This window comes from Streptomyces sp. SAI-170, from assembly GCF_049739565.1.
GTDB lineage: Bacteria > Actinomycetota > Actinomycetes > Streptomycetales > Streptomycetaceae > Streptomyces.
The window spans coordinates 2,684,914-2,703,689 of record NZ_JBMGQD010000001.1 but is presented as its reverse complement, the minus strand read 5'-3'; the positions used below and the strand labels follow the sequence as shown (position 1 = coordinate 2,703,689).

The following is an 18,776-nucleotide window of genomic DNA, read 5'->3' as shown; positions in this document are numbered from 1 at the left end:
TCACGAGGCCCGGCGGCGGTATTGCCCAGGTGCCACCCCGAACTCCCGCTTGAAGGCCTTGGCGAAGGCGAACTCCGAGGTGTAACCCGCGTGTTGGGCGACGACCCGGAGGGGGGTGTCGGCCTCGCGCAGGAGGCGGCCCGCGGTGGTCATGCGCCACCAGGTCAGGTAGGTCAGCGGGGGCTGGCCCACCAGAGTCGTGAAGCGGCGGGCGAAGGCCGCGCGGGACAGACCGGCGCGCAGGCCGAGTTCGCCGACGGTCCAGGGGTGGGCGGGGTCCTCGTGGATCGCGCGCAGAGCCGCCGCGATGCCGGGGTCGGCGAGGGCGGCCGCCCAGCCGGTGGGGTGGCCGGAGTCCTGCTGGCCCTCGCGCTGCCACCAGGCGCGCAGGATGTACAGCAGCAGGGTGTCGAGGAGGTTGGCGACGATCGTGTCCGAGCCGGGCTGCGGATCGGTGAGTTCCCGGCCCAGCAGCTCCACCGCCGTCCGCAGCGAGCCGTACGCCCCCACCCGCGCGGGCAGGTGCACCACCTCGGGCAGCTCGGTCAGCAGCGGATGCGCGCGGCTGCGGTCCAGCAGATAGGCGCCGCACAGCATCACCGTGTCGGGCACCGAGCCCTTCGGCGGGGTGGGCAGCGCGGGCCAGCGGCCCTCGGCGTCCAGGCTCACGTCCTCCAGCGGCGCATCGAGCGAGCCCGCGATGGCGTGGCCGCGCCCGTGCGCGAGGAACGCCACGTCCCCCGGCCCCAGCGCGATCGGTTCCCCCTCGGCCGGCATCAGCCAGGCCGACCCGCGCAGCACCACATGGAACCCGGCGCCGCTCGCGGCCTCGAACCGCAGCCCCCAGGGCGCGTACTTGTCCCGCAGTCCCGAGTGCGGCCGTCCGGTACGCATCGCGGCGACCGCGTCACTGAGCACGTCCATGCCCGCAACGCTAGCGGGAGCGCACGGCCGCGTCCCTGGGCGAAGACGATCGGACAGGAAACCGAGACCGTCGGGCATGGTTCGTCTCCACAGCCCTGCCTAGCGTTGACGGCATGTCAATCACCGCACGTGCAGTGCTCTTTCATGAGATCGGCGGCCCGGACGTCCTCGGTGTCGAGGAGGTCGAGCTGCCCGCTCCCGGCCCCGGCGAGGTCCTCGTCCGTGTCGAGGCGCTCGCCCTCAACCGCGCCGAGGCGCTCTTCCGCTCCGGCGGCTACTTCTACCAGCCGACCCTGCCCGGCTCCCGCAACGGCTACGAGGCCGCGGGCGTGGTGGAGGCGGTCGGCGCGGACGTGACCGCCTTCGCGCCGGGCGACCTCGTGCTGTCGGCCGCCAACCGCGAGCTGAGCGACCACGGGGTCTACGGCGATCTGATCCTGCTGCCGGAGACGGCCCTGGTCCCGCGCCCCGCGGGGGTGGACGCTCAGACCGCGGCCGCGGTGTGGGTGACGTACTCGACGGCGTACGGCGCGCTGGTGGAGCGGGCCGGGATGCGGGCGGGCGACCATGTGCTGATCACCGGCGCCTCCAGCGGCGTCGGCACCGCCGCGATCCAGGTGGCCCGCCGGGCCGGTGCCGTGCCGGTCGTCACCACCCGCACCGAGGCCAAGCGGCAGCGGCTGCTGGAGCTGGGCGCGGAGCACGTCATCGTCACGGACGACGCCGACGTCGTCGAGGAGACGAAGCGGCTCACCGGCGGGCGCGGCGCCGAGATCGTCCTGGACGCCATCGGCGGCGCCGAGTTCGCGGCCCTGGGCGCTGCGGCCGTCGAGGACGGCACGCTGATCAGCTACGGCTGGCTGAACCAGCAGCCCATCCTGCTGCCGATGCAGTGGCCGCTGACCGTGCTGGGCTACAACAACTTCGCCCTCGTCGGCGCCCCCGAGGGCCGCCGCCGCGCCGCCCACTACATCGGCTCCGGCCTCACCGACGGCACGCTGCGCCCGGTCGTGGCCGAGGTCTTCGACGGCCTGGACCGCATCCGGGACGCCCACCGGCTGATGGACTCGAACGCGCACACGGGCAAGATCGTCGTACGGGTCTGAGATCCGTCACCCGATCGGTCCTGTCCCCGGAATAGGCCGCACCGGACCGGGGTTGATGCCCACACGATTACATGCAAGTGCATCAACCCTGGAAGGGTCTGTCATGAAGATCGGCATCATCGGCGCGGGCAACATCGGCGGCAACCTCACCCGGCGGCTCACCGCGCTCGGCCACGACGTCTCCGTGGCCAACTCCCGCGGCCCGCAGACCCTCACCGCCCTCGCGGAGGAGACCGGCGCGACGCCGGTTCCCGTCGAGCAGGCGGCCAAGGGCGCCGAGGTCGTCGTGATCACCATCCCCGTGAAGGCGGTCCCGGACCTGCCGAAGGGCCTGCTGGACGACGCCGCCGAGGGCGTCGCCGTCATCGACACCGGCAACTACTACCCGAAGCAGCGCGACGGCCGCATCGCCGGCATCGAGGACGAGGGCCTGACCGAGAGCGCCTGGACCGCCCGCGAGATCGGCCACCCGGTCGTCAAGGTCTTCAACGGCACCTACGCCCAGGACCTCCTCGACCGCCACCGCCCGGCCGGCGACCCCGACCGCCTCGCCGTCCCCGTCGCCGGCGACGACGAGGCCGCCAAGGCCAAGGTCCGCGCCCTGGTCGACGAACTCGGCTTCGACACCGTCGACGCGGGCGGCCTCGCCGACTCCTGGCGCCAGGAGCCCGACACCCCCGTCTACGGCCTGCGCGCCGGCGTGGAGGCCGTCACCAAGGCCCTGGCGGCGGCGTCGCCGCAGCGCAAGCCGGAGTACCGCGGCTGACTCAGACGATCTCCAGAGGCCGGTGCGGCCCCTGTGGCAGTTCCACCTTCACCGGATCACCGGGCCGCACCACGCCACCCGTCACGACGACGCTCATGATCCCGGACCTGAAGCGCACGGCCCCGTCGGCGTCCCGGCCGACGACCTGCTTCATCAGGCCCTTCTGGAAGCCGTCGATCTGGGCGCACGGATTGCGCAGCCCGGTCACCTCCACGACGGCCTCGTCCCCGAGGTGCAGCCGGGCCCCGACCGGCAGGCCGAGCAGGTCGACGCCGCGGGTGGTGACGTTCTCCCCGAGCTGTCCCGCCGCCACCTCGAAACCGGCCTCGGCGACCTCGGCGAACAGCTCCTCATGGATCAGGTGCACCTGCCGCAGGTTCGGCTGGGAGGGGTCCTTCGCCATCCGGAACCGGTGCTTCACCGTCGTACCGGCGTGCACGTCCCCCTCCACGCCGTGGCCGGCGATCAGCGTGATGCTGTCCCGGTTCGGCTTGGTGAAGGAGTAGGTGCCGTTGCTGCTGACCGCAGCGACCGTGCCGTTCATGGAACGCGTCCCCCGATGTCCGTGCTCAGCACTCGATGATGTTGACCGCCAGCCCGCCCCGGGCCGTCTCCTTGTACTTGACCGACATGTCGGCGCCGGTCTCCTTCATGGTCTTGATGACCTTGTCCAGGGACACCTTGTGCGAGCCGTCGCCGCGCATGGCCATGCGGGCGGCGGTGACGGCCTTGACCGCGGCCATGCCGTTGCGCTCGATGCAGGGGATCTGGACGAGGCCGCCGACGGGGTCGCAGGTGAGGCCGAGGTTGTGCTCCATGCCGATCTCGGCGGCGTTCTCGACCTGCTCCGGCGATCCGCCGAGCACCTCCGCGAGGGCGCCCGCGGCCATCGAGCAGGCGGAGCCGACCTCGCCCTGGCAGCCGACCTCGGCGCCGGAGATGGAGGCGTTCTCCTTGAAGAGCATGCCGATCGCGCCCGCGGCGAGCAGGAAGCGGACCACGCCGTCCTCGTCGGCGCCGGGCACGAAGTTGATGTAGTAGTGCAGGACGGCGGGGATGATGCCCGCGGCGCCGTTCGTCGGGGCGGTGACCACCCGGCCGCCGGCCGCGTTCTCCTCGTTCACCGCCATCGCGTAGAGGGTGATCCACTCCATGGCGAGCGCCTGCGCGTCGCCCTCGGAGCGCAGCTTGCGGGCCGTCGTCGCCGCACGGCGCTTCACCTTCAGGCCGCCCGGCAGGATGCCCTCGCGGGACATGCCGCGCGCCACACAGGCCTGCATCACGCGCCAGATGTCGAGCAGACCCTCGCGGATCTCCTCCTCGGTGCGCCAGGCGCGCTCGTTCTCCAGCATCAGGGCGGAGATCGACAGGCCGGTCTCCTGCGTCAGGCGCAGCAGCTCGTCACCCGTGCGGAAGGGGTACTTCAGGACCGTGTCGTCCAGCTTGATGCGGTCCTCGCCGACCGCGTCCTCGTCGACGACGAAGCCGCCGCCCACCGAGTAGTACGTCTTCGACAGCAGCTCGCCGCCCTGGGCGTCGTACGCCCAGATCGTCATGCCGTTCGCGTGGTACGGCAGCGCCTTGCGGCGGTGCAGGATCAGGTGGTCGTCGAAGGAGAAGGGGATCTCGTGCTCGCCGAGGAGCCGGATGCGGCCCTGCGCCTTGATGGACTCCACGCGCTCGTCGGCGGACTCCACGTCGACCGTGCGCGGAGAGTCGCCCTCCAGGCCGAGCAGCACCGCCTTCGGGGTGCCGTGGCCGTGGCCGGTCGCGCCCAGCGAGCCGTACAGCTCGCAGCGCACCGCGGCGACGGAGGGCAGCAGGCCCTCGTTGCGCAGCCGGCGGGCGAACATGCGCGCCGCGCGCATCGGGCCCACCGTGTGGGAGCTGGACGGGCCGATGCCGATCGAGAACAGGTCGAAGACCGAGATGGCCACGGTCACTCCTCAGGATGGGGTGGCGGGGCACCCGGGATCGCCGGGTGCCCCCGCCGGGGACTTACTTGTTCAGGCCGGGGTACAGCGGGTGCTTGTCCGCCAGGGCCTTGACGCGGGCCTTGAGGGACTCCGCGTCGTACGACGGCTTCAGCGCCTGTGCGATCACGTCCGCGACCTCGGCGAAGTCCTCGGCCGTGAAGCCGCGGGTCGCCAGGGCCGGCGTACCGATGCGCAGACCGGAGGTCACCATCGGCGGACGCGGGTCGTTGGGGACGGCGTTGCGGTTGACCGTGATGCCGACCTCGTGGAGCCGGTCCTCGGCCTGCTGGCCGTCGAGCTCCGACTCGCGCAGGTCGACCAGGATCAGGTGCACGTCCGTGCCACCGGACAGCACGTTCACCCCGGCCTCACGGGCGTCGGGCGCGGTGAGCCGCTCGGCGAGGATGCGCGCACCCTCCACGGTACGCCGCTGGCGCTCCTTGAAGTCCTCCGAGGCGGCGACCTTGAAGGAGACCGCCTTGGCCGCGATCACGTGCTCCAGGGGACCGCCCTGGAAGCCCGGGAACACCGAGGAGTTCAGCTTCTTCGCGAACTCCTTCTTCGCCAGGATGATGCCGCCGCGCGGCCCGCCGAGCGTCTTGTGCGTGGTGGAGGTCACCACGTCCGCGTGCTCGACCGGGTTGGCGTGCAGGCCGGCCGCGACCAGGCCCGCGAAGTGCGCCATGTCGACCCACAGGTACGCCTCGACCTCGTCGGCGATCCGGCGGAACTCCGCGAAGTCCAGCTCGCGCGGGTACGCCGACCAGCCGGCGATGATCACCTTCGGGCGGTGCTCCTTGGCGAGCCGCTCCACCTCGGCCATGTCGACCAGGCCGGCGTCGTCCACGTGGTAGGCGACCACGTTGAACTGCTTGCCGGAGAAGTTCAGGCGCATGCCGTGGGTCAGGTGACCGCCGTGCGCCAGGTCCAGACCGAGGATCGTGTCCCCGGGCTGGGCCAGCGCGAACAGCGCGGCCTGGTTCGCGGAGGCACCGGAGTGGGGCTGGACGTTGGCGTACTCGGCGCCGAACAGCTCCTTGATCCGGTCGATCGCGATCTGCTCGGTGACGTCGACGTGCTCACAGCCGCCGTAGTAGCGGCGGCCCGGGTAGCCCTCGGCGTACTTGTTCGTCAGGACCGAGCCCTGCGCCTCCATGACCGCGAGCGGAGCGAAGTTCTCCGAGGCGATCATCTCGAGCGTGGACTGCTGCCGGACCAGCTCGGCGTCGACCGCCGCGGCGACCTCCGGGTCGAGCTCGTGCAGGGGCGTGTTCAGGACGGACATGTGTCTCCTCAGCCGGCGGTGTGGGCGTCGTACGCGTCGGCGTCGAGCAGGTCGTCCTGCTCGCCCGAGACGCGCACCTTGAACAGCCAGCCGCCCGCGAAGGGGGCCGAGTTCACCAGCGACGGGTCGTTCACCACGTCCTCGTTGATCTCGACGACCTCACCGGTCACCGGGGAGTAGAGCTCGGACACCGACTTCGTCGACTCCAGCTCACCACAGGTCTCACCCGCGGTGACCTCGGTGCCGACGGCCGGCAGGTCGGCGTAGACGACATCGCCGAGCGCGTTGGCCGCGAACTCGGTGATGCCGATCGTCGACACACCGTCCTCGGCGGCCGACAGCCACTCGTGCTCCTTGCTGTAGCGCAGCTGCTGGGGGTTGCTCATGGCCTGAATTCTCCTGTACGCGCGGATGTGCTGATGACGGGGGGACTGCCGGGAACGTGCGTGAGCAGCGCGATGTGCGCAGAGTCACGCACGGAACGCCCGCAGTGACTACTTCTGGCGCTTGTAGAAGGGCAGCGCGACGACCGTGTACGGCTCGTGCGTGCCCCGGATGTCCACGCCCACGCCCTCGGTGCCGGGCGCGGAGTGCGCGGCGTCGACGTAGGCCATGGCGATCGGCTCGCCCAGGGTGGGGGAGGGGGCGCCGGAGGTGACCTCGCCGATCACCTCGCCGCCCGCGACCACGGAGTAGCCCGCGCGCGGGACGCGACGGCCCTCGGCGACCAGGCCGACGAGCACCCGCGGCGGGTTCTGCTCGGCCCGCGCGGCGGCCTCGGTGAGCGCCTCGCGGCCCACGAAGTCGCCGTCCTTGTCGAACTTCACGACCCGGCCCAGACCGGCGTCGAACGGCGTCAGCTCCGCCGTCAGCTCGTGCCCGTACAGCGGCATGCCCGCCTCCAGGCGCAGCGTGTCCCGGCAGGACAGACCGCACGGGATCAGGCCGACGCCCTCGCCCGCCTTCGTCAGCGCCTGCCACAGCTCCACGGCGTGCTCCGGCTTCACGAACAGCTCGAAGCCGTCCTCGCCGGTGTAGCCGGTGCGCGCGATCAGCGCCGGGACACCCGCGACCGTGCCGGGCAGACCGGCGTAGTACTTCAGATTGTCCAGGTCGGCGTCCGTCAGCGACTTCAGGATGCCCGGGGACTCGGGACCCTGGACCGCGATCAGCGCGTACGCGTCACGGTCGTCGCGGACCTCGGCGTCGAAACCGGCGGCGCGCTCGGTCAGCGCGTCCAGCACCACCTGGGCGTTGGAGGCGTTCGCGACGACCATGTACTCGGTCTCGGCCAGGCGGTAGACGATCAGGTCGTCCAGGATGCCGCCGTCGGCCTGGCAGATCATGGTGTAGCGGGCGCGGCCCACGCCGACGGCGGCGATGTTGCCGACGAGCGCGAAGTTCAGGAAGTCCGCGGCCTGTGCGCCGGTGACGGTGATCTCGCCCATGTGCGAGAGGTCGAAGAGCCCGGCCCTGGTGCGCACGGCGTTGTGCTCGTCGCGCTCGGAGGCGTAGCGCAGCGGCATGTCCCAGCCGGCGAAGTCGGTCATCGTCGCGCCGAGCGAACGATGCAGCGCATCGAGCGCGGTACGGCGGAGTTCGGTACTGCTCATCGGTCGGTCGTCTCCCAAGTACACGACAGGCGAGGTCATTCCTCCCCATCTGTCATCGGAACCTGAGAGGTTCGCCATGACCGCCCGTACAACGGGTGTACAGGAAGGGACATGGCTTGCACCTTGGGTGGGACCACTGCAGATCAGCGGTCCGCTTTTCAGATGTGCCTCGCCCGCGCGGTAACGGGGCCTGAGAGATTCAAGGGAGGGACTTGCTCCTTCGGCGCCCCAGCGAGGCTGGGGACTCTCCCGCGCGGATTCAAACGGCCGGTATGCAGTTGGCGGGGCCATCATTGCACGCATCCGCCCGGCACGGCAGGCCGCATCTGTGACCGGCCTGTGGCAGTACGCACACGAAATCACCGGCCGCACCGCATTACCGTCTCTTTACACACGATGGGCAAGGGTCCTACGACCCGCCCCAGGGGAGGACGATCACGGTGAACAGGACCACGTCGTACGCCACCACGACCCCCGCCCTCGCGCTGCCCGCGTCGGCCGCGGCCCCGGCCCGCGAGGTCCCCTCCGCCCCTGTCGTCCGCGACCTGCGCGACCGCGGTGGCCACAGTCCGCACGCCCTGCTCTTCGGCCCCCACGACCTCGTCGTGATCACCGGCCTGCCCGGCAGCGGCAAGTCCACCCTCATGCGGCGCGCGGTGCCGGGCATACGCATCGACTCCCAGGACACCCGCGACCGCTTCGACGCGGCCACGCCCCGCCTCCTGCCGTACGCCGTCTACCGGCCCCTGGTCCGGCTCGCGCACTACGCCGGGCTGCGCCGTGCCCTGCGCACCGGCGAGGGCGTCGTCGTGCACGACTGCGGCACGCAGGCCTGGGTGCGCGGCTGGCTGGCCCGGGAGGCCCGCCGCCGGGGCGGCACCCTGCACCTGCTGCTCCTGGACGTCACGCCCGAGCAGGCCCTGGCCGGGCAGCGCGAGCGCGGCCGCGGGGTCTCCCGCTACGCCTTCCGCCGGCACCGCCACGCCGCCTCCCGGCTGCTGCGCCGGGCGGAGCGCGGCGGCCTGCCCCGAGGCTGCGGCTCGGCGGTGCTGCTCGACCGGGACGCGGCGGACACGCTGCGGCGCATCGGCTTCACGGGCTGAGAAGGCGGCCACCCGCACGGGTTAGCCTTTTCAGCCTCAGCAGGTTCTCGGCAGGCGGTAGGCGGCACATGGACTTCCCGGCGCAGGCGCACCCCCATCCGCACGGCGGTTGGCCCGGCAATGAACTCGAGGAGGTGCTCTCCGCCTCCCTGGGCGTGCCGTCGGCCGGCCCCCGCATAGTCGAGGTCCTGGGCCGCAGCTTCGTGTGGGTGCCCCTGCCCAACGGCGGCGGCCCCGACAGCGGCCCCCTCGACCTGCCCACGCTGGAGATCGACGGCCAGGCCTTCGTGCCCGTCTTCAGCTCCGAGGAGCAGTTCCGTCAGGGCGCCGGGCCGACGATGTCGTACGCCATCGCGCCCGCCGTGGAGTTCGCGCGCGGTCTGCCCCCGCAGGCGGGCATCGCGCTGAACCCGGGCGGCGTGGTCGGCGTCCCGCTGCCGCCCGAGGCCGTCGCCGAGCTCTGCCGGGCCGGGCGCACTCCGCTGGACGGGCCCGCGAGCGGCGGCCGGGTCCGCCTCTTCGAGCCCGACTGGCAGGACGACCCGGTCGACTTCCTCTCCGCGGCTTCCGCCGAGTTCGACGCCACCGGCATCGTCCTCACCGCCCGCCGCTGTCTCGCCGCGATCGAGACCGCCGACCCGGTCCTCTTCGTCGGCGTCGAACTCTCCCAGTGGGAGGGCGACCTGCGCACGATCCCGGCGGAGGCCCTGGGCCGCGCCCTCGGCAGGACCCCGGTGCGCTGGCCGGTGAACCTGGTGCTGCTGGACGTGGCCCAGGACCCGGTGGGGGACTGGATGAAGCACAAGGTCCGCCCGTTCTTCCAGAAGTAGGGGCCGCCCCTTCTTCCGGAAGTAGCGCACCCTTCTTCCGGAAGTACGGGACCGGATCGCCCCCGAGCCCCCTCCGATCCTCCCCCCGGACGACATAACCTGGTTTCATTACCCAGTCGAAGAAAGAAGGGGCGTAACACAGTGAGCGCGAGCGGCACCGCCGCGACCGGCACGGTCGAGCACACGCTGCGCCAGGTCACCCCGGGGCGTTACGACGCCTACGAGGCGCTCCTGCGTGCCCTCGCGACACCCACCTCCGGCCAGATCTGGATGCTGCTGTGGCACGGCCAGGCCGGCTCGCCGGACGCCCAGTACGGCACGATGGAGGTCGGGGGCCACGCGTACGCCCCCTGCGTCACGTCCGCGCAGGAACTCGCGGCCAGCGGCTGGAACCGCAGTTACGAAGTGGTCGAGGGCATCGACGTCGCCCGCACGCTCTACCCCGACCACTACGGCCTCTGGCTCAACCCGCACGCCTCCAACGGCGGCGTGGGCATCCCGTGGCTCGACCTGCGCCGGATCGCGACGGGCCTGGACCGTCAGCCGGCCGGCCCGCTGCGGCTGGCCGAACCCGGCATCGAGATCCCGCAGTTCTACGCCCTGCTCGCGCAGAACGCCCACCGCACCCCCGCCGTACGCACCCTGCGCCGCGCCTGGGTGCAGCCCGCGCTCGGGGAGCCGTACCTCGCCATCGGTCTGGACGTGTACGACACCTCGCCGCCGGCCGTGGACTCCGTACGCGCGATGATGCACCAGTCCATCGGCGCCGTACCGGACGGACTGCCCGTGTCGACGGTGGCGATGTCCGACGAGTACTGCCCCGTCGCGATGTGGATGCGGACCCATGCCCGCCCCTTCTACGACCGTGAGGCGCACGGCGCCGTGGCCGCGCCGGCACCCGCCCCGGGCTACGGTTATCCGCCGGTGCGCGGCGCGTACTAGAGCCGTCTCACCCTTCAGGCCACCCGGATCGCGAGAGGGCCTTCTGCGCGCGTAGATGCGGTCGGTATCGACACGTCTGTCCCACACGCCCCAAGTTCTCCTCGTCCGGCCGTCGTTACCTGCTGTCCGGATAACGGATTCCCCAGGACAGCATCACGTTTACGCATCCATTCACCGCCAAGTCTGGCAACAGATCGCCAAAGCGTTGAAGACTCCCGCACCAGGGGTGTTCGCCCGGGTGTTCGCCCCAGTACGACGGACTGACAACGCCGCTACAGCGGCAAGTGCGGGCCGGCTACCGCCGGTTGAGAGGGGTCCCTGCCAGATGACGGCACCATTGCACGAGCCGACCGCGGAAGCGGCCCCGAGCGCGGCCGAGGAAGCCGCGGCAGTCAGCGGTGGCGCGAAGGCCGTACAGGGCCGCTCCCTGGGCCGGATCGCCTGGGAGCGCCTCAAGCGCGACAAGCTCGCTCTGGCGGGTGGCGCCCTGGTGCTGCTGCTCATCCTGGTCGCCGTGCTCGCCCCTGTGATCAGCAACCTCGTCGGCCAGGACCCCGAGTCCCACCACGAGGACCTCATCGACCCGCTGTTCGGCACGCCCAAGGGGTCCCTGGGCGGCATGAGCGGCGATCATCTGCTGGGCGTCGAGCCGGTCAGCGGCCGCGACATCTTCGCGCGCATCGTCTACGGGGCCCGGATCTCGCTGCTCGTCGGCTTCCTGTCGGCGGTCGTCGCGGTCGTCATCGGCACCGTCCTCGGTATCCTCGCGGGCTTCTTCGGCGGCTGGGTCGACTCCCTGATCAGCCGGGTGATGGACGGTCTGCTGGCCTTCCCGCAGCTGCTCTTCATCATCGCGCTGGTCTCCGTCATGCCGAGCGAGATGCTGGGCCTGGAGGGCACGAACGTCCGCCTGTTCGTGATGATCCTCGTCATCGGCTTCTTCGGGTGGCCCTACATCGGACGCGTGGTGCGCGGCCAGACCCTCTCCCTGCGTGAGCGGGAGTACGTCGAGGCCGCCCGATCGCTGGGCGCCGGGCGCTTCTACATCCTGTTCAAGGAGCTGCTGCCCAACCTGGTCGCCCCGATCGTCGTGTACACGACGATGATGATCCCCACCAACATCCTCACCGAAGCGGCACTCAGCTTCCTGGGCGTCGGCGTCAAGCCGCCCACGGCCTCGTGGGGTCAGATGCTGTCGAACGCGATCGACTACTACGAGTCGGACCCCATGTACATGGTCGTCCCGGGTGTAGCGATCTTCATCACGGTTCTTGCCTTCAACCTCTTCGGCGACGGCGTGCGTGACGCGCTCGACCCGAAGGGCTCCCGCTGAACTGCCGTACCTCAAGCGACCCGTGGCACACCACACGGGATCTCTCATCACAACCGGAGGGTCCGAGATCGTGACTACCCAACGCACCTCAGGGCGGCGCAAGCAGGCCATGGCCGCTGCCGCGGTGGTCGCCGCGCTGCTGACCACGGCGGCGTGCGGCGGCGGCGACGGCGACGGCGACAACGGCTCCAAGACCGGCGCTGCCGGCTTCGACGCCGCCAACAACAAGGTCGCCCAGGCCTCGCTGGCCAAGAAGGGCGGCACGCTGAAGTTCGCCGGAGCCCAGGACGCCGACTCGTGGGACACCACCCGCGGTTACTACGGCTTCATGTGGAACTTCGCGCGCTACTACAGCCGCCAGCTCGTCACGAACAAGACCGAGCCGGGCAAGGCGGGCGCCGAGCTCACCCCGGACCTCGCCACGGGCCTCGCGAAGGTCACGGACGACGGCAAGACCTACACGTACACCCTGCGTGACGACGTCACCTGGGAGGACGGCAAGCCGATCACGTCCAAGGACATCAAGTACGGCATCGAGCGCGTCTGGGCCCAGGACGTCCTGGCCGGCGGCCCGACGTACCTGAAGGAGGTCCTCGACCCCACGGGTACGTACCAGGGCCCGTACAAGGACAAGTCCGCGGACAAGCTCGGCCTGAAGGCGATCGAGACGCCGGACGACAAGACCATCGTCTTCAAGCTCCCGAAGGCCAACTCGGACTTCGAGGAGATGCTGGCGCTGATCTCCGCCTCCCCGGTCCGCCAGGACAAGGACACCAAGTCCAAGTACGGCTTGAAGCCGTTCTCCTCCGGCCCGTACAAGTTCGAGTCGTACGACCCGGGCAAGTCGCTGAAGCTGGTCCGCAACGAGAACTGGAAGCAGTCCTCGGACCCGGTCCGCAAGGCGTACCCGGACGCGATCACGCTGAACATCTTCTCCAACGCCAACGACATGGACCAGCGCCTGATCGCGGGCGACTACGACCTGGACATCAACCAGACCGGCATGTCCCCGCAGGGCCGCACCACCGCCCTGAAGCAGCACAAGGAGAACCTGGACAACCCGGTCTCCGGCTACATCCGCTACGCGGTCTTCCCGCAGAGCGTGAAGCCGTTCGACAACGAGAACTGCCGCAAGGCCGTGATCCTGGGCGCCGACCACGTGTCGCTGCAGAACGCCCGTGGCGGCCCGATCGCCGGCGGTGACATCGGCACCAACATGCTGCCGCCGTCGATCCCGGGCTCCGAGGGCCAGTCCTACGACCCGTTCGAGCTGGCCAGCAAGAACAAGAGCGGCAACGTGGCCGAGGCCAAGAAGCTGCTCAAGGCCTGCGGCAAGCCGAACGGCTTCAAGACCACCATCGCCGTGCGCAACAACAAGCCGGTCGAGGTGGCCACCGCCGAGTCCCTCCAGGCGTCGCTGAAGAAGATCGGCGTCACCGCCGACATCGAGCAGTACGACGGCTCGCAGACCTCCGGCATCATCGGCAGCCCCTCGAACGTGAAGAAGAAGGGCTTCGGCATCATCATCATGGGCTGGGGTCCGGACTTCCCGTCCGTCCAGGGCTTCGGTCTGCCGCTGTGGCACAGCAAGTACATCCTCGAGTCGGGCAACAACAACTACGCCCTCATCAAGGACAAGGCGATCGACGGCCTGTTCGACGACTACGTCAACACGCTCGACGACGCCGAGAAGGCCAAGATCTCCACGCAGATCAACCACAAGGTCATGGAAGGCGGCTACTACCTGCCCTTCGTCTTCGAGAAGTTCATCAACTGGCGCGGCAGCCGGCTGGCGAACGTCTACACCACGGACGGCTACAGCGGCATGTACGACTTCGTCAACCTCGGCCTGAAGTCCGCGAAGTAACCGGCACACCCGCCGAACGCACGAAAGGCAGGTGAAGGCCGGCGAGGCGTGAGCCGCGGACCACCGGAAGACCTCCGGTGGTCCGCGGTCCCGCCGCGGGCCGAGAGCTGTGCTCACTTACCTCATCAGGCGGTTGTTCGCCGCCGCAGTGATGCTCGTGGTCATCGTCATGGTGGTCTTCGGCATCTTCTTCCTCGTCCCGAAGTGGGCGGGCGTCGACATCGCCTCGAGCTTCGTGGGCAAGCAGGCCGACCCTGCGGCCGTCGAGGCCGTACGGGCGAAGCTGGGTCTGGCCGACCCGATCTACGCCCAAGTCTGGGAGTTCTTCAAGGGCATCTTCGTCGGCCGCACCTACTCGGGCGGCGGGGACGTCACCGAGTGCGCCGCACCCTGCTTCGGCTACTCCTTCCGCAGCGAGCAGGCCATCTGGCCGGTGCTCACCGACCGCCTCCCGGTGACCCTGGGCCTGGCGCTCGGCGCGGCCGTGCTGTGGCTGCTGCTCGGTGTCTCGGCGGGTGTGCTCTCCGCGCTCAAGCGGGGCAGCCTGTGGGACCGCGGCGCGATGGTCGTCGCCCTCGGCGGTGTCTCGCTGCCGATCTACTTCACCGCGATGCTCTCGCTGGCGATCTTCGACTACGGCCTCGGCTGGGTCGACGGTGAGTTCGTACCGCTGGAGGACAGCTTCGGCGGCTGGTTCCAGAGCATGCTGCTGCCCTGGGTCACGCTGGCCTTCCTCTACGCCGCGATGTACGCCCGGATCACGCGCGCCACCATGATGGAGATCCTCGGCGAGGACTACATCCGCACCGCGCGCGCCAAGGGCCTCACCGAGAAGGTCGTCATCTCCAAGCACGCCATGCGCTCGACGATGACCCCGATCCTGACCATGCTCGGCATGGACCTCGGCGCCCTCATCGGCGGCGCGATCCTCACCGAGACCGCGTTCAGCCTGCCCGGCCTGGGCCAGGCGGTGCTCAACGGCATCCGCACCCAGGACCTGCCCATCATCCTGGGCGTCACCCTGATCACCTCCCTCGCAGTGCTCCTCGCCAACCTCGTGGTGGACGTTATGTACGCCGTGATCGACCCCCGAGTGAGGCTCACATGACCGAACTCAGCAAGACCGGTGCCGCCGTCGGCGAGCCCACCACCGGCAACGCCCCCTCCGCCTTCCTCGAAGTGCGGGACCTGAAGGTGCACTTCCCGACCGACGACGGCCTGGTCAAGTCCGTCGACGGGCTCAGCTTCCAGCTGGAGAAGGGCAAGACCCTCGGCATCGTCGGTGAGTCGGGCTCCGGCAAGTCGGTGACCAGCCTCGGCATCATGGGCCTGCACACCGCCGGCCAGTACGGCAAGCGCAAGGCGCAGATCTCCGGCGAGATCTGGCTGAACGGCACCGAGCTGCTGTCGGCCGACCCCGACAAGGTCCGCAAGATGCGCGGCCGCGAGATGGCGATGATCTTCCAGGATCCGCTGTCCGCGCTGCACCCGTACTACACGATCGGTCAGCAGATCGTGGAGGCGTACCGGATCCACCACGACGTCGACAAGAAGACCGCCAAGCGCCGTGCGGTCGAGATGCTCGACCGGGTGGGCATCCCGCAGCCCGACAAGCGCGTCGACAACTACCCGCACGAGTTCTCCGGCGGTATGCGCCAGCGCGCGATGATCGCGATGTCGCTGGTCAACAACCCCGAGCTGCTCATCGCGGACGAGCCGACCACCGCCCTGGACGTCACCGTCCAGGCGCAGATCCTGGACCTGATCCGCGATCTGCAGACGGAGTTCGGCTCGGCGGTCATCATCATCACCCACGACCTGGGCGTCGTCGCCGAGCTCGCCGACGACCTGCTGGTGATGTACGGCGGCCGATGCGTCGAACGCGGGCCCGCGGAAAAGGTGTTCTACGAGCCCCGGCACCCCTACACCTGGGGCCTGCTCGGCTCGATGCCGCGCCTGGACCGCGACCAGCAGGAGCGGCTGATCCCGGTCAAGGGCTCCCCGCCCTCCCTCATCAACGTCCCGTCCGGCTGCGCCTTCAACCCGCGCTGCCCGTACGCGGATCTGCCGAAGGACAACGTCACCCGCACGGTCCGCCCCGAGCTGACCGAGGTCGGCAGCAAGCACTGGGCCGCCTGCCACATGACGCAGGAGCAGCGGGAGCGTATCTGGACCGAAGAGATTGCGCCGAAGCTGTGAGTGACGAGAAAGCGGTGACGACCGCCGCCAAGAGCGAGAGCCCCCGTGCCGAGCGGGAGGTGCTGCTGAAGGTCACCGGCCTGCAGAAGCACTTCCCGATCAAGAAGGGCCTGCTCAAGCGGCAGGTCGGCGCGGTGCACGCGGTCGACGGCATCGACTTCGAGGTCCGCTCCGGCGAGACCCTGGGCGTCGTCGGCGAGTCCGGCTGCGGCAAGTCCACGATGGGCCGGCTGATCACCCGGCTCCTCGAACCGACCGGCGGCACCGTCGAGTTCGAGGGCAAGGACATCACGCACCTCGGGGTGGCGGGCATGCGCCCGCTGCGCCGCGACGTGCAGATGATCTTCCAGGACCCGTACTCCTCGCTGAACCCGCGCCACACCATCGGCACGATCGTCGGCGCCCCCTTCAAGCTCCAGGGCGTCGAGCCCGAGGGCGGCATCAAGAAGGAGGTGCAGCGGCTGCTGTCGGTGGTCGGGCTCAACCCCGAGCACTACAACCGCTACCCGCACGAGTTCTCCGGCGGCCAGCGCCAGCGCATCGGCATCGCCCGCGCGCTCGCGCTGAACCCGAAGCTCGTCGTGGCCGACGAGCCGGTCTCCGCCCTGGACGTGTCGATCCAGGCGCAGGTCGTGAACCTGCTGGACGACCTCCAGCAGGAACTGGGCCTGACGTACGTGATCATCGCGCACGACCTCTCGGTCGTCCGGCACGTCTCGGACCGGATCGCGGTGATGTACCTCGGCAAGATCGTGGAGCTGGCCGACCGCGACCTGCTCTACAAGACGCCGATGCACCCGTACACCAAGGCGCTGATGTCGGCGGTGCCGATCCCCGACCCGAGGCGCAAGGCCGCCAAGAGCGACCGGATCCTGCTCAAGGGCGACGTGCCCTCGCCGATCTCGCCGCCGAGCGGCTGCCGCTTCCACACCCGGTGCTGGAAGGCCACGGAGATCTGCAAGACGACCGAGCCGCCGCTGATCGAGCTGCGCCCCGGCCAGCAGGTCGCCTGCCACCACCCGGAGAACTTCGAGGACCAGCAGCCGCAGGACACCAAGCTGCTGAAGTCGGCCGAGGCCGCGGCCGAGGACGTCCCCGAGGCCGACGCCGAGGTCGAGGTCGAGGTCGCCAAAGAGAAGTGACCCCTGAACGAGCCCCCGCCTTGCAATGTAAGGCGGGGGCTCGCTCATAGGTAAGAATTAGGGGTGCTTGAGCAACTCTTCAGCCCGTCCGTCCAGCACACGCTCGATCTGGTCGGCATCTTCGTCTTCGCCATCTCCGGCGCCCTGCTGGCCGTGCGCAAGAACTTCGACGTCTTCGGCATCGCCGTCCTCGCCGAGGTCACCGCGCTCGGCGGCGGGCTCTTCCGGGACCTGATCATCGGCGCCGTGCCCCCGGCGGCGTTCACGGACCTCGGCTACTTCCTGACGCCGCTGCTGGCCGCGCTCCTGGTCTTCTTCCTGCACCCGGAGGTCGAGCGCATCCAGTTCGGCGTGAACGTCTTCGACGCGGCGGGCCTCGGCCTGTTCGCCGTCGCGGGCACGACGAAGGCGTACGAGTACGGCCTGAACCTGACGGCGTCCGCGGCGCTCGGCCTCGCCACAGCGGTCGGCGGCGGTGTGCTCCGGGACGTCCTCGCGAACGAGGTGCCCTCCCTGCTGCGCTGGGACCGCGACCTGTACGCGGTGCCGGCGATGGTCGGCGCGGGCATGGTGGTCCTCTGCATCCGCTTCGACGCGCTGACGACCTTCACCTCGGGTCTCGCCGTCGTCACGTCCTTCGTGCTGCGGCTGCTGGCCATGCACTACCACTGGCGGGCGCCGCGGGCCTGGAACCGGAGGTCGACGGCGAGGGAGGCGGACGAGAGCCGGCAGATCTAAAAAGCTACCGCTTAGTAGTTTCCTGTTGTACGGTACCGCCATGGCTCAGGCATCCCAGGCGATCATCGGCGACAGCGAGTTCGACCGAGACACCGCGCTCACCCGCCGCTCCGATGGCGTCTACGACATCGACCTCTCCGCGGGCTGGACCATCATCAGCGCCGTGAACGGCGGCTACCTGCTGGCGGTACTGGGCCGCGCCCTCGCCGACGCCCTGCCGCACCCGCACCCGTTCACGATCTCCGCGCACTATCTGACGGCGTCCCAGCCGGGCCCGGCGGTCGTCCGCACGGACGTCGTCCGCACCGGCCGCACGCTCTCCACCGGCCAGGCCTCCCTCTTCCAGTACGACGAGCAGGGCGCCGAGGTCGAGCGCATCCGGGTCCTCGCCTCCTACGGCGACCTGGACTCCCTGCCGGACGACGTCCGCACCACGGCGACGCCGCCCGCGATCCCGCCGATGGCCCAGTGCTTCGGCCCCGAGGACGGCCCCGCCCCGGTCGACGGCAGCTCCGCCATCGCCGACCGCCTGATGCTCAAGCTCGACCCCGCCACCCTCGGCTGGGCCCTCGGACAGCCCTCCGGCAAGGGCGAGATGCGCGCCTGGTTCGGCCTCGCCGACGGCCGCGACATGGACCCCCTCTCCCTCCTCCTCGCGGTGGACGCCCTGCCGCCCACGGCCTTCGAGCTGGGCATCAAGGGCTGGGTCCCGACCGTCGAACTCACCGTCCACGTCCGCCGCCGCCCGGCCCCGGGCCCCGTACGGGTCTCGATCACGACCCGCAACCTGGCCGGCGGCTTCCTGGAGGAGGACGCGGAGATCTGGGACGCCGAGGACCGCTTGGTCGCCCAGTCCCGCCAATTGGCAAGGGTCCGGCTGGCCTGACCCAGGGGCGCGGGGCTGTATCGATCTGCGGCTCCGCCGCGTGGGCGCGACCAGCCAGCGACGACA

At 70.2% G+C, this 18,776-nt stretch carries 18 protein-coding genes and 2 riboswitches; of the genes, 12 read left to right on the top strand and 6 right to left on the bottom strand.

Annotation, left to right across the window (positions count from 1 at the left end; all coding sequences use genetic code 11):
* Positions 1-924 carry an AraC family transcriptional regulator gene (locus RKD23_RS11875; protein WP_424853656.1) on the bottom strand — a complete coding sequence of 308 codons (924 nt, stop codon included), beginning with the start codon at positions 922-924 and terminating at the stop codon, positions 1-3.
* A 113-nt stretch (positions 925-1,037) separates the two neighbouring features.
* Between RKD23_RS11875 and RKD23_RS11870 the strand changes: the two genes are divergently transcribed.
* Positions 1,038-2,030, top strand: coding sequence for a zinc-dependent alcohol dehydrogenase family protein (locus RKD23_RS11870; RefSeq protein WP_424853655.1), 993 nt, complete (start codon positions 1,038-1,040; stop codon positions 2,028-2,030).
* 55 nt (positions 2,031-2,085) lie between these two features.
* Positions 2,086-2,796, top strand: a complete 711-nt coding sequence (locus RKD23_RS11865; protein WP_424853654.1) for an NADPH-dependent F420 reductase — start codon at positions 2,086-2,088, stop codon at positions 2,794-2,796.
* Position 2,797: 1 nt separating this feature from the next.
* Here the strand turns inward: RKD23_RS11865 and RKD23_RS11860 are convergent, their stop codons facing one another.
* From RKD23_RS11860 to gcvT, 5 genes are all read right to left on the bottom strand, one after another.
* Positions 2,798-3,340, bottom strand: a complete 543-nt coding sequence (locus tag RKD23_RS11860) for an MOSC domain-containing protein (RefSeq protein WP_424853653.1) — start codon at positions 3,338-3,340, stop codon at positions 2,798-2,800.
* Between the two features lie 25 nt (positions 3,341-3,365).
* Entirely contained in the window at positions 3,366-4,733 is a 1,368-nt protein-coding gene (locus RKD23_RS11855) for an L-serine ammonia-lyase (protein WP_424853652.1), read from the bottom strand.
* Positions 4,734-4,794: 61 nt separating this feature from the next.
* Positions 4,795-6,057, bottom strand: a complete 1,263-nt coding sequence (gene glyA / locus RKD23_RS11850) for a serine hydroxymethyltransferase (protein WP_424853651.1) — start codon at positions 6,055-6,057, stop codon at positions 4,795-4,797.
* Between the two features lie 8 nt (positions 6,058-6,065).
* The gene (gene gcvH, locus RKD23_RS11845) at positions 6,066-6,443 is read right to left on the bottom strand and encodes a glycine cleavage system protein GcvH (protein WP_424853650.1); all 378 of its coding nucleotides are present in this window, start codon (positions 6,441-6,443) and stop codon (positions 6,066-6,068) included.
* Between the two features lie 108 nt (positions 6,444-6,551).
* Positions 6,552-7,670: a glycine cleavage system aminomethyltransferase GcvT gene (gene gcvT / locus RKD23_RS11840; RefSeq protein WP_424853649.1), complete on the bottom strand. Its 1,119-nt coding sequence runs from the start codon at positions 7,668-7,670 to the stop codon at positions 6,552-6,554.
* A 39-nt stretch (positions 7,671-7,709) separates the two neighbouring features.
* Positions 7,710-7,838, bottom strand: a riboswitch (glycine riboswitch).
* Positions 7,839-7,932, bottom strand: a riboswitch (glycine riboswitch). It abuts the riboswitch before it with no gap.
* 172 nt (positions 7,933-8,104) lie between these two features.
* Here gcvT and RKD23_RS11835 point away from each other — a divergent pair.
* The 10 genes from RKD23_RS11835 (at position 8,105) to RKD23_RS11790 (ending at position 18,710) form a co-directional block, all read left to right on the top strand.
* The gene (locus tag RKD23_RS11835) at positions 8,105-8,773 is read left to right on the top strand and encodes an AAA family ATPase (protein ID WP_424858218.1); all 669 of its coding nucleotides are present in this window, start codon (positions 8,105-8,107) and stop codon (positions 8,771-8,773) included.
* A gap of 68 nt (positions 8,774-8,841) precedes the next feature.
* The gene (locus tag RKD23_RS11830; RefSeq protein ID WP_424853648.1) at positions 8,842-9,603 is read left to right on the top strand and encodes an enhanced serine sensitivity protein SseB; all 762 of its coding nucleotides are present in this window, start codon (positions 8,842-8,844) and stop codon (positions 9,601-9,603) included.
* 141 nt (positions 9,604-9,744) lie between these two features.
* Positions 9,745-10,545 carry an enhanced serine sensitivity protein SseB C-terminal domain-containing protein gene (locus tag RKD23_RS11825; RefSeq protein WP_424853647.1) on the top strand — a complete coding sequence of 267 codons (801 nt, stop codon included), beginning with the start codon at positions 9,745-9,747 and terminating at the stop codon, positions 10,543-10,545.
* A gap of 325 nt (positions 10,546-10,870) precedes the next feature.
* The gene (locus RKD23_RS11820) at positions 10,871-11,878 is read left to right on the top strand and encodes an ABC transporter permease (protein ID WP_424853646.1); all 1,008 of its coding nucleotides are present in this window, start codon (positions 10,871-10,873) and stop codon (positions 11,876-11,878) included.
* A 70-nt stretch (positions 11,879-11,948) separates the two neighbouring features.
* Entirely contained in the window at positions 11,949-13,745 is a 1,797-nt protein-coding gene (locus RKD23_RS11815; protein WP_424853645.1) for an ABC transporter substrate-binding protein, read from the top strand.
* A gap of 109 nt (positions 13,746-13,854) precedes the next feature.
* Positions 13,855-14,853, top strand: a complete 999-nt coding sequence (locus RKD23_RS11810) for an ABC transporter permease (protein ID WP_424853644.1) — start codon at positions 13,855-13,857, stop codon at positions 14,851-14,853.
* Entirely contained in the window at positions 14,850-15,944 is a 1,095-nt protein-coding gene (locus RKD23_RS11805) for an ABC transporter ATP-binding protein (protein WP_424853643.1), read from the top strand. Before RKD23_RS11810 ends, RKD23_RS11805 begins: the two co-directional genes overlap by 4 nt.
* Positions 15,941-17,086, top strand: a complete 1,146-nt coding sequence (locus RKD23_RS11800; RefSeq protein ID WP_424853642.1) for an ABC transporter ATP-binding protein — start codon at positions 15,941-15,943, stop codon at positions 17,084-17,086. Before RKD23_RS11805 ends, RKD23_RS11800 begins: the two co-directional genes overlap by 4 nt.
* Positions 17,087-17,149: 63 nt before the next feature.
* Complete coding sequence (locus RKD23_RS11795) at positions 17,150-17,824, top strand: trimeric intracellular cation channel family protein (protein ID WP_404046076.1); 675 nt, start codon at positions 17,150-17,152, stop codon at positions 17,822-17,824.
* Between the two features lie 40 nt (positions 17,825-17,864).
* Positions 17,865-18,710 (top strand): thioesterase family protein, encoded by an 846-nt coding sequence (locus RKD23_RS11790; protein ID WP_424853641.1) that lies wholly within the window; start codon positions 17,865-17,867, stop codon positions 18,708-18,710.
* Positions 18,711-18,776 lie beyond the last annotated feature (66 nt).

What these genes read in the sequence shown, in the direction of transcription:
- RKD23_RS11875 (WP_424853656.1), bottom strand. Translation starts at nt 924, where the DNA reads ATGGACGTGCTCAGTGACGCGGTCGCCGCGATGCGTACCGGACGGCCG.
- RKD23_RS11870 (WP_424853655.1), top strand. Translation starts at nt 1,038, where the DNA reads ATGTCAATCACCGCACGTGCAGTGCTCTTTCATGAGATCGGCGGCCCG.
- RKD23_RS11865 (WP_424853654.1), top strand. Translation starts at nt 2,086, where the DNA reads ATGCCCACACGATTACATGCAAGTGCATCAACCCTGGAAGGGTCTGTC.
- RKD23_RS11860 (WP_424853653.1), bottom strand. Translation starts at nt 3,340, where the DNA reads ATGAACGGCACGGTCGCTGCGGTCAGCAGCAACGGCACCTACTCCTTC.
- glyA (WP_424853651.1), bottom strand. Translation starts at nt 6,057, where the DNA reads ATGTCCGTCCTGAACACGCCCCTGCACGAGCTCGACCCGGAGGTCGCC.
- gcvH (WP_424853650.1), bottom strand. Translation starts at nt 6,443, where the DNA reads ATGAGCAACCCCCAGCAGCTGCGCTACAGCAAGGAGCACGAGTGGCTG.
- gcvT (WP_424853649.1), bottom strand. Translation starts at nt 7,670, where the DNA reads ATGAGCAGTACCGAACTCCGCCGTACCGCGCTCGATGCGCTGCATCGT.
- RKD23_RS11830 (WP_424853648.1), top strand. Translation starts at nt 8,842, where the DNA reads ATGGACTTCCCGGCGCAGGCGCACCCCCATCCGCACGGCGGTTGGCCC.
- RKD23_RS11820 (WP_424853646.1), top strand. Translation starts at nt 10,871, where the DNA reads ATGACGGCACCATTGCACGAGCCGACCGCGGAAGCGGCCCCGAGCGCG.
- RKD23_RS11805 (WP_424853643.1), top strand. Translation starts at nt 14,850, where the DNA reads ATGACCGAACTCAGCAAGACCGGTGCCGCCGTCGGCGAGCCCACCACC.
- RKD23_RS11790 (WP_424853641.1), top strand. Translation starts at nt 17,865, where the DNA reads ATGGCTCAGGCATCCCAGGCGATCATCGGCGACAGCGAGTTCGACCGA.